We start from the raw sequence: 14,078 nt of genomic DNA on the forward strand, positions 1-14,078 counted from the left end.
TCCGCCGCCGGCCACCCGCGCTCCGCCCGGGACGTGGCGCGAACGGTGCAGTGCGGACATCGCGAGACGTCGGGTCGCGATGTCCGCGGGTGACGCGTCCGCTCACGCCCCGTCCCCCTCTTCCATCAGCGGCAGCTCGGTCCCGTCGGCGAACGCCGCCACGCCCACCGACGCGACCCGGACCACGCCCCAGGGCGCCGTCAGGACCAGCGCCTCGCCATCCCAGCTCTGCACCACCTCCGCAGCCGTTCCCGGCAGCTCCACCCGGTCGGCGCCCGGCCCGCCATGCACCCGGTCCCCCGGCCCCGCGACGATCACGTCGTCGCCCGGCCCCGCCAGGATCAGGTCACCCAGCTCAGTCCCCTCGATCCGCTCGTCCCCGCCGTCGCCGCGGATCCACGCGCCCTGCCGGAACGCCCCGCCGCGCGGATCGCCGAAGCCCTCTCCGTTGCGCAATGCCAGCGCCGCCCAGCGCGGATTGGCGTCGTCGAGGTGGCGCAGCGCGCCCCAGCTGCCCCATTTCGACGGGGCCGCGACGTCAACGAACGCCTGGAACGGGCCGTCGCCGATCGCGTCCCACGCGGCGAGCTCGGTCTCGTAGAGCTCCGCCATGGCGGCCGAGTAGTTGAAGCGGATGAAGAACGCGGTCAGCCCCTCGTCCTCCACCGCGGTCTCGAGACCGACCACGTGCGTTCCGCCCTCGTACATCACGAGGTCCAGGCCATGCGCCTGCGCGACCTGTGCGTGATAGGGCCACAGCTCGTCGGTCAGGACCGCCAGCGAGCCTTCGGCCAGCGCCGTCTCCGCCCATTCCGCCGCGTTGCCCTGCCGCATCGCCGCTCGCGTCTCGTCCGCGCGCTCGCCGCCCAGCTCCAGCCCGAAATAGCCGGACACCGCATAGGCGTCGAAACTCCCGGCCGGGGGCGCGCGCCCCTCCGCCACGGCGAGCGGCGCGCCCAGGAGGCCCTCCTCCAGCCCCGGCCAGCCGGTATGCACGGCGACGACCCGCTGGATCCGGTCCTCCTGCCCCGCGAAGACCTCGCCCCAGATGTCCGCCACCTCGGACGCGCGCAGGCCGGCATACTGCATCCACGCGTCGTCGCCCGCGTCCTCGCCCCAGCGCTCCACCGCCCGGTCCCTTGCCCAGGCGGCCTGCGGAAAGATCCAGTTCCAGACCTCGTTCGACCATTCGGCCGTCGCCACGAGGTCCGGCCGCAGCCCCTCGCGCACCGCGGTGGCGAAGGCGGCGACGTAGGCGTCGTCCGCCATGTGCGGCAGCGTGAACCACGGATCGGCGCCGATCTCGTTCGCAAGGCGCAGCATCACCGGCAGCGGCACGCCCCGCCACGCCCACGAGAAGTCGCTCTCCCGCGGCCGGTCGTCCCAGGTCGCCTGGGGCGAGCCGTTGGTCCTCATCCAGTCCATGAACCGGACCTGCCGGGCGTCGGCGATCCGGGCGATCCAGCGCGGGTTGAAGACCTCGCCGAGGTCCAGCAGCTCGGCCTCGTTCTCGCGGTAGATCCGGATGTCGCGGATCGGGTCCTCGGGGTCGAGCGCGGTGATCCGCACCACGACCGGCCCCTCGCCCGGCACATAGGAAAAGGCGACCTGATGGTCCCCCGGCACCTTGTCGAAGGCGAGGCCGCCGACCTCGATCACCCCCTCGCCCGTCCAGTCCATGCGATAGCGCCCGATCAGCGAGACCGCCCCCGCCGGAAGGTCGGTCAGCACGAAGGTCTCGAGCGCCGTCACCCCACCCGGGATGGAGACCGGCCAGCCCTCGGGCGACAGGTGGCCCCCGGCCTGCAGGTCCTCGAACGACACCGCGCCCCAACCTTCATCCGTGTGGCCCAGCCACGGCCGCGCCGTCTTCATCAGGTCCACGAACGGCACCTGCGTCGCCCAGTCGGCGATCCCGGCGAGGCCGAAGCCGATGGCCGGATCCGCCAGCCCCGTCGCGGGCGGCTCCGGCACGTCGGGCGCCGCGGCCGCCTCGACGACCTCCGCTTCGGGCTCCGGCGCGCGGGCCTCCTCCGGCGGCGGCTCGGGCGCGGTCAGGCGCAGCCAGACCTCCGTCGCGATCTCGGGATAGCGCGCGCGGACCACCTCGTTCAGTCCCGGCGGCGGCGAGGCGGCGGCCGGCGGCGGGGTGTCGGTGACGGCCGCCCAGGTGACGAGCGACGCCAGGAAATACAGCGTCGGCGTGCCGTGCGGCGCGTCGTCCGAGAACAGCGCCTCGGGCGGCAACTCGGCCAGCGGCCCCTGCAGCAGCCCGGCCAGCACACGCGCCGTCGGGATCACCCGCACCTCGCGGCCGACCGCGCCGGTCAGGCCGGTCGCATACAGCCGGTTCCAGTCGTGGAACGGCCCCGCGTTGAACTCCAGCCACTCCGCCCAACCCTCCGCGTCCGGCGGAAAGCCCCACGGCCCCATGTCCGCCCAGCCCTCGTAGACGAAGAGCGGCGCGTCCGGCGCCTCCTCCGCGGCCCAGCCGAGCGCGGCGGCCCCCAGCTCCAGCGGCGTCTCGCCGCCCGGGTTGTCGCCGTCCAGGGGCCGGTTCGCCGGCTGGTACTGGATGAAGTTCGGCGGCGTCAGGACCACCCCGTCCCAGCCGACCTCGCCGAACGGCAGGCGGTTCGACCGCCACACCCGCTCCACCCGGCCGAAGGTCCATTGCGGCTCGGGCGGGACGTCGGCGAAGTCGTGCAGGAAGCCCCACTGCCCCTCGGCCCCGAACCGCTCGCCCTCGGCCCGCGCGAGGAAGGCGAGCCAGTGCGGCACCGTCGTCTCGTCGCTGTCGGTCAGATGATGCACGAGGCTGTTGCCGAAGAAGAACAGCCGCAGGTCCTGCGCCGACGCGCTCCCCGCCAGCGACAGCGACAGCGCCGCCAGCCCGCCGAATACCAGATCACGCAACCGCATGTGCCGCCCCCTCGTCCGTCCCGGCCAGGCCGGGCCGGTCGATCCGTCCCCACACCTGCGCCACCTGCCGCGCAGCGGCGTCCCATGTGAAGTCTCCAGCGGCCCGGGACCGCCCCACCGCGCCCATCCGCCGCACCCGTACCATTCGCCCGGGGCGGTCTGGCCGGCCCGCCGCAGGCCCCCGCATGTCTCGCGGTGAGGCAGCCGGACCGCTCGACAGGCCGGCGGGCCGCGCCTCGGCCCTTCCGACTCTTGCCGAACCGGCAATCACGTTGATGCGCGCCGGCGCGGTCACAGCACGGTCCGCACCGGCGACAGCACGGACCGCCGCGCAGGCTGCCACCGTTCGGCGAAGCCGAGGACCGCGCCCGCCATCATCCAGGTGAGCGGCGTGATCGTGGCGTTCGGGATCAGGTCGGCGAGGTTGATCCCGAGGAGCAGGACGAGAGGCGCCGTGAACGGCGGCAGCTGGTCCGGATCGGCGCCCCAGCTGCGCCGCGCGAGCGTCAGGATCGGCAGCGCCAGGAGCCCGAACTCCGCCAGGAAGCCGATCCAGCCGTGGATCCCGATGAGAATTACCCAGCGCCCGTCCGTCACCGTCAGGATCGCCCCGGTCCGGCTGTCGTGTTCGTGGTTCCGGCCCCAGCTGCCCCAGCCGAAGAGCGGTTTCATCTCGGCCCGCTCCAGCAGGATCCGCTCCTGCGCGAAGCGGAACTCCAGCGACGCGGCCCGGTCGTCGTCCACCGCGCGCGCGGCCGCGAGGAGTCGGTCTTCCGGCACCAGCTGAGTGCCCTTCAGGACCGGATACGCGATGGCGAGGCAGGCGAGCAGGGCGGCCAGCCGGATCTGGATCTTCGCGCCGGCCACGGCGACCAGCGGCACCAGCGCCACCGCGTAGAGCAGGGAGGCCAGCGACTTGCACAGCACCAGGACCGCGAAGAGGTACAGGGCAGCGCCCCACAGGGCGACCGACCGGCGCGACGTCTCGGCCCGGGCCAGCGCCACCGCCGCGACGACCGAGGTCATCGCGAAGAACGCCGCCCAGAGGCCATGGTACAGGAAGACGAGCGGCCGGAACCCGTCGCCTCGCATCATCTGCTCGAAGACGTGCTGGAAATAGCCGTAGACCCAGATGTTGATCTGCGGGCTCAGCCGGATCTCGACCAGCATCGGCAGGGAATAGACGAGCCCGCCGACGAAGAAGGCCATCAGGATGTCGCGCTGGCTGTCCGCCTCGGCGAGGAGCGCGCGGCCCAGGAGGAACGGCATGATCAGGATCGACTGCTGCACGATCATCGCCAGCATGTCCCGCAGGCCCAGGCCCGGCAGGTGGAACGTCCCCCACCCGACCGGCTCGCTGTTGGTCAGCGCGGTGACCACCGGCGACAGCACGAAGACCGCGACGAGGACGCGGCCGACCCGACCCTCGGGCACCAGGGAGGTGCGCTGGGGCGCATGGATCAGCGCCAGCACCAGCGCCGCGAGGCTGGGAATCGTCTCCTTGGTGAGCGGCGGAAGCAGCGGAAGGTCGATCCCCGCCGGTTGCGGAGGCAGCAGCAGGTAGCCGACCACGAGGCTGGTGATGAGCGCCCGCCCCGGTGTCATCCGGGCGAAAAAGACCGCGGACACGGCGGGCCACGCGATCAGCGCGAGATATGCTAGGCTGTTCGGCATGTGCCCATCCCGCGACGTCCGGACGCGCGCCCCGACAAGGTCCAGAATTGGCCGCGTTCCGCGGACGATCCTGTGCTAACGATGCGTTGCGGCAGAATGATGTCTGGACACAGGACGGGGCGCAAGGCGGCGATGCGGCCGCGAGACCGCCCGGGGATCACGGAACGGCGAGCGGAGATCGAATGGCGAATGCAGGCGAGCGCCACAGGCTGAAGGTCGCGTACCTGTGCGACTTCTCTCCGCTCGACGGCAACCTCTACTCGGGGGGCAACGCCCGGCTGTTCCGGGCGCTGCAGGACCACGTCGGCGACGTCACCATCCTGCCGAACCACTGGGGTCTGGCCGAGCCCCTGCGCCGCGCGATCCTCGCCCTTCCCGAGGCGCTGACGATCCGCCTGCGCTGGCGGGCGCATCTGGTCCTGTCGCCGCTGATCGCGAGGGTGGTGAACCGCGCCTTGCGCCGCGGCGACTACGATGTCCTGTTCTGCGCCTATTCCTTCCAGTCGCTGGCCGCGGTCAGGCCGCCGGACGACGTGCTGACCGTCTACACCTCGGACGCGACGCCCACGATCTACAAGAACTCGGCCATCGGCCGCAGCTTCGGGTCGTTCTTCGGGCCGTCGCGGCTGCTCGACCCGGCGATCGAGCGGGCCGAGGGGCGCATCTTCTCGCGCGTGGACCTTCTGGTCTGGCCGTCCAACTGGCTGCGCAGCCGGGTCGCGGCCCGCTACGACGTCGATCCGTCGCGGTCGGTGAAGGTGCCCTGGGGCGCGAACATCGACGATCCCGAGCCGGCGTCCGAGCCGCCGCGCCTGTCCCCGGACGCGCCGGTGCGTCTGCTGATGGTCGGCCGCGACTGGCGCGCCAAGGGCGGCCCCACCACGCTCGCCACGCTGCGCGAGCTTCAGGCGCGGGGCGTCGACGCCACGCTCGACATCGTCGGCTGCGACCCGGACGAGGCGCGGGGCGTGCCGGGGGTGACGATCCACGCCAGCCTCGACAAGTCCGACCCGGACCAGCTCGCCCGGTTCCAGGATCTCTACCGCACGTCGCATTTCTTCGTCATGCCGTCCTTCGAATCGTTCGGCTTCGCCTATTGCGAAGCTTCCGCCTTCGGCCTGCCGTCGCTGTGCCTGTCCGTCGGCGGCATCCCGGTCCTCGACGGGCGCAACGGGCACGCCCTCGACATCGGCGCGGAGGCGACGGACTTCGCCGACCGGATCGCGGACTACCTCGCCGATCCCGCGGCCTACGACGCCCTCCGCGTCAGTACGCGCGCCGAATACGACGAGCGGCTGAACTGGGATGCCTGGGGCCGGAAGGTGCGGGAGCTCATCGCCGGAGCGATGGACACCCGCGCCCGGACCGTCAGTGCCCCGTCGCCTGAAGAACGACACGGACCGTCCGCAGCATGACCCGGAGGTCGGTCTCGAACGACAGCGCGGCAAAGTAGGCGCGGTCGTACTCGGCCCGTTCGTGGAAACTGGTCTCGTTGCGTTCGGACACCTGCCAGAAGCCGGTGACGCCGGGCCGCATCCGGTAGTATTCGGTCCCCGGATAGATCGCGCGCTGGCTCACCATCATCGGGCGCGGCCCGACGAGGGACATGTCGCCCTTCAGCACGTTCCACAGCTGCGGCAACTCGTCGAGAGAGGTTGAGCGGATGGTCCGGCCGAGAGCCGTCACCCTGGGATCGTTCCGCAGCTTCTGATGACGGTCCCACTCCGCCCGCGCGGCCGGATCGGCCGCGAGGTGGGTTTCCATCACGCGGTCGGCGTCCGCCACCATGCTGCGCAGCTTCCACATGGTGAACACGCGACCGTCCCGGCCGAGACGGGCCTGCCGGTAGAACGGCGAGTGCCCGTCGCGGGCGATCAGCAGCGCGAGCAGAGCCACCAGCGTCAGCACCGGAAGCGAGACGACGAGGACGAGCACGATGTCCAGGACGCGCTTGGCGCCTGCACGGTACAGTCCATCGGATTTGCCCGCCGCTGCGGCAGGCAGCGAGTCGGGTATCGGCATGCCGGCATCGCCGGCACGGAATTGGTAGGTCACAACGCCACCCCCCCAAGGGTTCACGCCCGGTTACACGCACGTCATCGACTGGCCGCACGGCGGAAATTCCGCGCCGCACGTCGCTCCGTACGCCTTCAAGTCCGAGTGTGCGCCGGCCCCGATGACCGTTCCGCAGGAACGCTCCGTCGCCACCTTTCAGTCCGATCCGTCAGGCCGCCCACCCAAGGCGTCCTTCGGGACTGCTCGGCGGCATCTGCCACCATGCGAGGCGACATAAGCACCCGGTAAGACTTAGGGTCAATCATGGCGCAGGGCCTTTCGGGACAGGTCCGAAGGGGCGGGGCCGCCAACTCAACCCAGGGTAAGGCGGCCGCGCCGAGCCGAGGCCACGCGCGGGCCGAAGGATCGCCGCCTGGTGAGAGCGGGTTTTGTCCTTGATTTTCGAACAAGTCGCCGAAAATCGGCCGACAGTACCTCTCTAGAAGGCCAATCCGCCGTTAACTATGGCGATTTCGGCGCAGTGAGCCGTGGACAGCCCTCGATTGTGACGCTCCTGTGGCAGGGGTCCGGCACGAACGGGGCGGTTGTGGGCCGGCGAAGTGACGTGACGCCATTTCATCCTGGGGTTGTTGTTCGAGAAGGCCGATAATCCTCGGCGACGGGACGGATTGTCGCCCGGGCGGTACCGATGCGTACGGTTTGATTCGAATTGATGGGGCCGGGACTGCCCCCGGAGACACGTACCGCGGCGCTTGCGTCCCCGAGGCCCGCGGGTGTATCTGCCGCGCATGCACGCGGTTTTCGACATGGACGACCGGGCCCGGCTGCCGTGGCGCTTCCACGGGGCGCGCTGCGCCGTGCGTGCGCGGGCCTGATCCCGCAGGCGCCCTCCGCGGGGGGCGCGCGATCCGTCCCGCGACACGCACATCTCACACGCCCGAGGGAGAGGACCCATGTCCCCCAAGACGCTCTACGACAAGATCTGGGACGCCCATGTCGTTCACGAGGCCGAGGACGGCACCTGCCTGCTCTACATCGACCGCCACCTGGTGCACGAGGTCACCAGCCCGCAGGCCTTCGAAGGCCTGCGCATGGCCGGCCGCGGCGTCCGCGCGCCCGAGAAGACCATTGCGGTGCCGGACCACAACGTGCCCACCACGCTCGATCGCGCCAAGGGGATCGAGAACGAGGAGAGCCGCATCCAGGTCGAGGCGCTGGACCGCAACGCCCGCGAGTTCGGCCTCAACTACTATCCGGTCTCTGACGTCCGCCAGGGCATTGTCCACATCATCGGGCCCGAGAACGGCTGGACCCTGCCCGGCATGACCATCGTCTGCGGCGACAGCCACACCGCCACCCACGGCGCCTTCGGCGCGCTCGCCCACGGCATCGGCACGTCGGAGGTCGAGCACGTGCTGGCGACCCAGACGCTGATCCAGAAGAAATCGAAGAACATGAAGGTCGAGATCACCGGGCAGCTGCGCCCCGGCGTCACGGCCAAGGACATCACCCTGTCTGTCATCGGCCGCACCGGCACCGCCGGCGGCACCGGCTACGTCATCGAATATTGCGGCGAGGCGATCCGCGCCCTGTCGGTCGAGGGCCGGATGACCGTCTGCAACATGGCGATCGAGGGCGGCGCCCGCGCCGGCCTGATCGCCCCGGACGAAAAGACCTACGCCTACCTGAAGGGTCGCGAGCACGCCCCCAAGGGCGCGGACTGGGACAAGGCGATGGCCTGGTGGGCGACGCTGTTCTCGGACGAGGACGCGCACTGGGACAAGGTCGTGACCATTGCGGGCGAGGACATCGCCCCCGTCGTCACCTGGGGCACCTCGCCCGAGGACGTCCTGCCGATCACCGGCACCGTCCCCGCGCCCGAGGACTTCACCGGCGGCAAGGTCGGCGCCGCGAAGCGCTCGCTCGACTACATGGGGCTGACCCCGGGCCAGAAGCTGTCGGACATCGAGATCGACACCGTCTTCATCGGCTCCTGCACCAACGGCCGGATCGAGGATCTGCGCGCCGCGGCCGAGATCCTCAAGGGCAAGAAGATCGCCGTGAAGCGGGCGATGGTCGTCCCCGGCTCGGGCCTCGTGCGCAAGCAGGCGGAGGAGGAGGGACTGGCGCAGATCTTCCAGGACGCCGGCTTCGAATGGCGCCTCGCCGGCTGCTCCATGTGCCTCGCCATGAACCCCGACCAGCTGTCCCCGGGCGAGCGCTGCGCCGCGACCTCGAACCGCAACTTCGAGGGCCGGCAGGGCCGCGGCGGGCGCACCCACCTGATGTCGCCCGCGATGGCGGCGGCGGCGGCGATCACCGGCCGCCTGACCGACGTGCGGGAGCTGACGGCCGGGGTGGACGCCTAGTCGTAGACCCGCACCCCGGACGGGGGACGCCCGTGCAGGACCGCATCGTAGACGCCGATCGTGTGCGCCGCCTTCGCCTCCCAGGGGAAGGCGGCCTCGGCCCAGGCCTGCCCCCGGGCGGCGCGCGCCCGCGCGTCTGCGGGATCGTCCAGGCAGCCTTCGAGGGCCGCCCGCGTCGATTCGGTCAGGTCATCCAGCGGAGCCAGCGGCACCGCGATCCCCCGCTCCGCCCCGACGAGGTCGCCCGGCGCGCCGTAGTCCGTGACGACGCACAGCGTCCCGCAGGCCATCGCCTCGATCACCACGCCGGCGCCCAGCTCGCGGATCGACGGAAAGACGAAGGCGTCCGCCCGGCGCATCGCCTCGGCCACCTCGGCCTGTGTCTTCGCGCCTTCGAAGACCACGCTCTGCCCTGCACCCGCTTCGGCCACCATGGCCTCGAGCCGCGGCCGCTCGGGCCCGTCGCCGAGGATCCGCAGGCGGTGCCGCCGCAGGCGCGGCGAGGCGCAGAAGGCCCGCACCGCGACCTCCGGCACCTTGTAGGGCACCAGCCGGCCGGCGAAGAGGAACTCGAACGCACCGTCGCCCGAGAACGGCGCCGCCCGGTCGCCCGGATGGAACAGCCCCGGATCGAACCCGATCTCGGGGAAGGACACGATCCGCTCCTCCGGCACCCGGCCGAGATCGCCCCGCGTATGGCCGAACGCCGCCAGCACCGCGTCCGCCTGCGCCCAGGTTCGCCGCGCATAAGGCAGCGAGGCGGCCAGACCGCGCAGCCGGCGCAGGCCCTCGCGCTCGCGCGTCTGCTCGGCGCGATAGGCGGCGGGCCAGTCGAGATTGCCGTTCAGCGGCCCGATCACGAACGGCACGCCGCCGCGCCCGGCGATCCAGCTGGGCAGCGTCGGCGTCATCGGCGTGATCCGGTGCACGATGTCGAAGAGACCGCCCGACAGCTCGTCCCGGAACATGCGCCAGGCCTGCCGCTCGAATTCCAGATAGGGCAGGTAGGCCATCATCTGGCTGGTGGACCAGGCGACCTCGTCGCCGCCGCGCAGCCAGGTGGCGATCCGGTGGAGGGGCGCCGCCACGTACTCGGTATCGAGATACCGCACGTCCAGCGCGTCCCCCGCCGCCTCGATCTCCGGCCGGTTGCGCACCTGCGTGACGATCACGGCGTCGCAGACCTGCGCCAATGCGCGGGCGTACTTGTAGCCGACGATCGGCAGCGACGGCCACGCGGGATTGCACTGTTCGGCAAGGATCAGGACTCGGGGTCGGTTCACGTCGGTCTTCTCTCGCGGCGGTGCCCCCCGGCCCGGGCGCACCCTAGGCAGACGGCCGGGGGCTGTCCATCCGGCCCGCGCGCGGCGGCTTGCCGCCTGCGGCGCCCGCCCCACAGCGTCTCTCGACAGGCTTCGCGCCCTGGCCGATATCGGCAACCGGTTGGTCGGGTCGAGGCGTCCGCATGATCCAGCGCGAGATCACGCTCTGCCTGCACGGCATCGGTCTGCCGCCGCCCCACGTGGACCATGTGGAGAACCACTACTGGTGCGACGAGGACGTGTTCCACACAATTCTCGACGGCGTCGCCATCGCCCAGTCCACCGGGACCGTCCGCGTCCGGCTCACCTTCGACGACGGCAACCTCAGCGACCTGACCCGCGCCGCCCCCGCGTTGCAGGAGCGGGGATTGTCGGCGGTCTTCTTCGTCTGCACGGGCCGCCTCCGGCGGGGCGGGCCCTATCTCGGCGAAGCCGATCTCGCCGCGCTCGAAGCGATGGGGATGGAGATCGGCTGTCACGGCCGCGACCACGTACGCCTGCGCGACGTCTCCGACCGCGTCCTGAGGGAAGAGACCGCCGGCGCGAAGGTCGCGCTGGAGCATGCGCTGGGCCATCCGGTCGCCGAATACGTTCTGCCCTTCGGCAACTACGACCACCGCGTCCTGCACGCGCTCGGCGGCTTTTGCCGGATCCACACGACGGACGCGCGCGCCGGCCGGCCCGGTGAGCGCGTCGTCAACCGATACTGCTACTCCCGCGCGTGGGACACCGACGCGCTGACCCGCATCCTCTCGGAGCATCCCCGCCGCCTGCGCAGCGCCCGCACCTGGGCCCGCCTCGCGCTCAAACGCAACCGACCCGGCCGCCGCGCGTCGCGGCGCAGCCAGACCTGAAGGAGCCGACCCTTGGACAAGTTCACCACCCTCAGCGGCATCGCCGCGCCGATGCCCCTCGTGAACATCGACACCGACATGATCATCCCCAAGCAGTTCCTGAAGACGATCAAGCGCGAGGGGCTCGGCGTGAACCTGTTCGACGAGATGCGCTATCGCGACGACGGATCCGAGGTCCCCGACTTCGTCCTGAACCAGCCGGCCTACCGCGATGCGCAGATCCTCGTCGCCGGCGACAACTTCGGCTGCGGCTCCTCGCGCGAGCACGCGCCCTGGGCCCTTCTCGATTTCGGCATCCGCTGCGTGATCTCCACCAGCTTCGCCGACATCTTCTACAACAACTGCTTCAAGAACGGCATCCTGCCGATCGTCCTGCCCGAGGCCGACCGCGACGCCTGCATGGAGGACGCCGAGCGGGGGGCCAACGCCCGCATCGAGGTGGACCTCGAGGCGCAGCAGATCACCCTGTCGGACGGCCGGACGATCCCCTTCGAGGTCGATCCCTGGCGCAAGCACTGTCTGCTCAACGGGCTCGACGACATCGGTCTGACGCTCGAGAAGGCCTCCGCCATCGACGCCTTCGAATCGAGGGCCGCGTCCGATCGGCCCTGGGTCTGACGGCCCACGGCGCCGCCAGAGCGCCGCTCGCCTGCCGGCCGCCACCAGATGTGGGGGCCGGCGTCTCCGGCCCCGCGACATCCAGCCAAAGCGGCCGTTCCGGATTTGGCAATTACGTCAAACCCTTACCCGACCCTTGTTGCGCCTTCGCACCATCCCTGCCGCAATTTCGCCACATACTTTACCAGACTCCGGTGGCCAGTTGCCGGGGCCGGGGTGCGGAGGGCAGGATCATGTCGAACGAGAGGCAGGCCGCCCTTGCGGGTGGCGACGTTTCGGAAACAAGGGGCCGGCAGCGCATCGGTCCCGACCGGACCGAAGGCAGGCAGAGCATGATTTCCCGTCTCCCCGGCGCGGTCGTCCGCGCGATGATCGTCGTCTTGCTGATCTCGACGCCGTCCCTCCTGCTGGCCGACACCAGCCCGGACACGCGCCTCGTCACGGCCCTGATCGCGTTCGTCGCAGCCGTGTTCACGGCCATCGAGTACAACGCCGCGGCGCCCAGCCTGATCGCCTTCCGCGATGCCCCGCCCTTCAACCGGATGCGGATCGGGTCGCTGTTCGCCACGGTCTTCGCGCTTACCGTCATAATGCGGGGGCAGAGCGATCCGTCCACGATCACCCGGCTGTTCGAGGCCATCGGCGGCGACCTCGCCCGCGCGATGGACTTCCCCTATTCGCCGGTCCGCCTCGTCGTCCTGATGATGCCGCAGGGGACGGACCCCGCGGTCCTCGCCACCGTGCGCATCGCGGCGGGCCTCAGCTATTTCGTCTCGATCCTGACCCTCGGCGCCTTCGTGCTTCTGCTTCGGTTGCGCGGCTGGCCGGGGCGGGCGGGGCACTTCAACGTGTGGGTGAACCTGCCGGTGTTCGATCCCACCGCCGGAGACGACGTCGTGGACCGTCTGCGGCACAACGCCCAGGTTAACCTGATAGTAGGATTTCTCCTGCCATTCATGATCCCGGCCATCGTCGAGATGGCGACGATTCTGGTGGATCCGCAACGGCTCGCGGATCCGCACACGCTGATCTGGACGATGACCGCATGGGCCTTTCTGCCGGCTTCCTTGCTGATGCGCGGGATCGCGCTGAACCGCGTGGCCGACATGATCCACGCGCAGCGGCGACGGGCGCACGCCGACGAGGGCGATCTGGCTCACGCCTGAAGGGGCTGGCCGTAGGCCTTCTGCTTCTCCTCGCGGCTCTCGCCGCCGGTCGTTCCGCCTCGGCCGAGCTGCTTCGTGCCGCCGTCTTCGCGGCACCGCTCAACCGGGACGGTCCCGGCCTCCTGCTCCGCGACCTCGTGGACGGCGACGATCCGCAACTGAACGCCATCCTCGGCGTCATCGCCGAGGTGCGGCCGGACCTCCTGCTGCTGACGGACATCGATTTCGATGCCGGACACGCGGCGATTACGGCCCTGCAAGGCGCCCTGGCCGAGCGCGGGGTGGATCTGCCCCATGCCTTCGCCCTGCCGCCCAATTCCGGGGTCCCGACCGGCCGCGATCTCGACGGCAACGGGCGGCTGGGGGAGGCGCGCGACGCACAGGGGTACGGCCGGTTCGCCGGCGACGGGGGTCTCGCGCTCCTGTCCCGATGGCCGTTCGCGACAGGCGCGCGCGACTTCACGTCGCTCCTGTGGGCCGATCTGCCGGGCGCGACCCTCCCCGGCGGCGAGGCGAACGCCGACATTCAGCGGCTCAGCTCGACGGCGCACTGGCAGGTGCCGCTCACCTTGCCGGACGGGCCGGCCACCATTCTCGCCTGGTCCGCCACGCCGCCCGTCTTCGACGGACCGGAAGATCGCAACGGCCTGCGCGGCGCCGACGAGGCGCGCCTGTGGACGGTCCTGATGGACGGCGGCCTCGGCCCGCCGCCCGAAGGGCGGCTGATCGTCATGGGCAACGCCAATCTCGACCCCGCCGACGGCGACGGGCGGCGCGAGGCGATCGCCGCCGTCCTCGCCCACCCGCGCCTGCAGGACCCGCGGCCCGCGAGCGCGGGGGGCGCCGCCGCGGCGGACGCGGACCATGCGGGCGACCCCGCCCTCGACACCGCCGACTGGCGGCCGCCGGTGGGCAACCTGCGGGTCGCCTACCTCCTGCCGTCGGCCGGCTGGCCGGTGGAGGGGGCGGGCGTCTTCTGGCCCGCACCGGACGATCCGCAAGCCGCTCTTCTGGGCGAAGACGGCCTCGCCGCCGGACCCCACCGCCTCGCCTGGGTCGACCTCGCCCTGGACTGAGGAAGACCGGCCGCGCCACGCTGTCCGGCCGCGCGACGATCTCGGCGAAGTTTCATCTACG

11 protein-coding genes are annotated in these 14,078 nt (G+C 71.2%); 6 read left to right on the forward strand and 5 right to left on the reverse strand.

Annotated elements, in window-relative coordinates; all coding sequences use genetic code 11:
• Positions 1-102: 102 nt before the first annotated feature.
• Positions 103-2,922 (reverse strand): hypothetical protein, encoded by a 2,820-nt coding sequence (locus tag A37W_RS23595; RefSeq protein ID WP_018304419.1) that lies wholly within the window; start codon positions 2,920-2,922, stop codon positions 103-105.
• 291 nt (positions 2,923-3,213) lie between these two features.
• Complete coding sequence (locus tag A37W_RS0117870; protein WP_018304420.1) at positions 3,214-4,596, reverse strand: hypothetical protein; 1,383 nt, start codon at positions 4,594-4,596, stop codon at positions 3,214-3,216.
• A gap of 182 nt (positions 4,597-4,778) precedes the next feature.
• On the opposite strand from A37W_RS0117870, the gene A37W_RS0117875 reads away from it, so the two are divergent.
• A complete protein-coding gene (locus tag A37W_RS0117875; RefSeq protein ID WP_018304421.1) occupies positions 4,779-6,011 on the forward strand; it encodes a glycosyltransferase family 4 protein in 1,233 nt (410 codons plus the stop codon).
• Here the strand turns inward: A37W_RS0117875 and A37W_RS0117880 are convergent.
• Positions 5,965-6,618, reverse strand: coding sequence for a sugar transferase (locus A37W_RS0117880; RefSeq protein WP_047772166.1), 654 nt, complete (start codon positions 6,616-6,618; stop codon positions 5,965-5,967). The genes A37W_RS0117875 and A37W_RS0117880 overlap by 47 nt on opposite strands.
• 947 nt (positions 6,619-7,565) lie before the next feature.
• Between A37W_RS0117880 and leuC the strand changes: the two genes are divergently transcribed.
• A complete protein-coding gene (gene leuC / locus A37W_RS0117885; RefSeq protein ID WP_018304423.1) occupies positions 7,566-8,981 on the forward strand; it encodes a 3-isopropylmalate dehydratase large subunit in 1,416 nt (471 codons plus the stop codon).
• Here the strand turns inward: leuC and A37W_RS0117890 are convergent.
• The gene (locus A37W_RS0117890) at positions 8,978-10,264 is read right to left on the reverse strand and encodes a glycosyltransferase (RefSeq protein WP_018304424.1); all 1,287 of its coding nucleotides are present in this window, start codon (positions 10,262-10,264) and stop codon (positions 8,978-8,980) included. The genes leuC and A37W_RS0117890 overlap by 4 nt on opposite strands.
• Positions 10,265-10,446: 182 nt before the next feature.
• Between A37W_RS0117890 and A37W_RS22395 the strand changes: the two genes are divergently transcribed.
• The 3 genes from A37W_RS22395 to A37W_RS0117910 all read left to right on the forward strand — a co-directional run bounded on the left by A37W_RS22395 (position 10,447) and on the right by A37W_RS0117910 (position 12,941).
• Positions 10,447-11,157: a polysaccharide deacetylase family protein gene (locus A37W_RS22395; RefSeq protein WP_018304425.1), complete on the forward strand. Its 711-nt coding sequence runs from the start codon at positions 10,447-10,449 to the stop codon at positions 11,155-11,157.
• 12 nt (positions 11,158-11,169) lie between these two features.
• The gene (gene leuD / locus A37W_RS0117905; protein WP_018304426.1) at positions 11,170-11,775 is read left to right on the forward strand and encodes a 3-isopropylmalate dehydratase small subunit; all 606 of its coding nucleotides are present in this window, start codon (positions 11,170-11,172) and stop codon (positions 11,773-11,775) included.
• Positions 11,776-12,107: 332 nt separating this feature from the next.
• Entirely contained in the window at positions 12,108-12,941 is an 834-nt protein-coding gene (locus A37W_RS0117910; RefSeq protein WP_018304427.1) for a hypothetical protein, read from the forward strand.
• Here the strand turns inward: A37W_RS0117910 and A37W_RS24065 are convergent.
• Positions 12,932-13,237 (reverse strand): hypothetical protein, encoded by a 306-nt coding sequence (locus A37W_RS24065; RefSeq protein WP_156169115.1) that lies wholly within the window; start codon positions 13,235-13,237, stop codon positions 12,932-12,934. The genes A37W_RS0117910 and A37W_RS24065 overlap by 10 nt on opposite strands.
• Here A37W_RS24065 and A37W_RS0117915 point away from each other — a divergent pair.
• Positions 13,130-14,017, forward strand: coding sequence for an endonuclease/exonuclease/phosphatase family protein (locus A37W_RS0117915; protein ID WP_373286031.1), 888 nt, complete (start codon positions 13,130-13,132; stop codon positions 14,015-14,017). The genes A37W_RS24065 and A37W_RS0117915 overlap by 108 nt on opposite strands.
• Positions 14,018-14,078: the final 61 nt, after the last annotated feature.

Origin of the sequence: Wenxinia marina DSM 24838 (assembly GCF_000379485.1) — a bacterium.
In the GTDB taxonomy this organism is placed as follows: domain Bacteria; phylum Pseudomonadota; class Alphaproteobacteria; order Rhodobacterales; family Rhodobacteraceae; genus Wenxinia; species Wenxinia marina.

What these genes read in the sequence shown, in the direction of transcription:
- A37W_RS0117880 (WP_047772166.1), bottom strand. Translation starts at nt 6,618, where the DNA reads ATGCCGATACCCGACTCGCTGCCTGCCGCAGCGGCGGGCAAATCCGAT.
- A37W_RS0117870 (WP_018304420.1), bottom strand. Translation starts at nt 4,596, where the DNA reads ATGCCGAACAGCCTAGCATATCTCGCGCTGATCGCGTGGCCCGCCGTG.
- A37W_RS0117875 (WP_018304421.1), top strand. Translation starts at nt 4,779, where the DNA reads ATGGCGAATGCAGGCGAGCGCCACAGGCTGAAGGTCGCGTACCTGTGC.
- A37W_RS23595 (WP_018304419.1), bottom strand. Translation starts at nt 2,922, where the DNA reads ATGCGGTTGCGTGATCTGGTATTCGGCGGGCTGGCGGCGCTGTCGCTG.
- A37W_RS24065 (WP_156169115.1), bottom strand. Translation starts at nt 13,237, where the DNA reads ATGGGGCAGATCCACCCCGCGCTCGGCCAGGGCGCCTTGCAGGGCCGT.
- A37W_RS22395 (WP_018304425.1), top strand. Translation starts at nt 10,447, where the DNA reads ATGATCCAGCGCGAGATCACGCTCTGCCTGCACGGCATCGGTCTGCCG.
- A37W_RS0117910 (WP_018304427.1), top strand. Translation starts at nt 12,108, where the DNA reads ATGATTTCCCGTCTCCCCGGCGCGGTCGTCCGCGCGATGATCGTCGTC.
- leuC (WP_018304423.1), top strand. Translation starts at nt 7,566, where the DNA reads ATGTCCCCCAAGACGCTCTACGACAAGATCTGGGACGCCCATGTCGTT.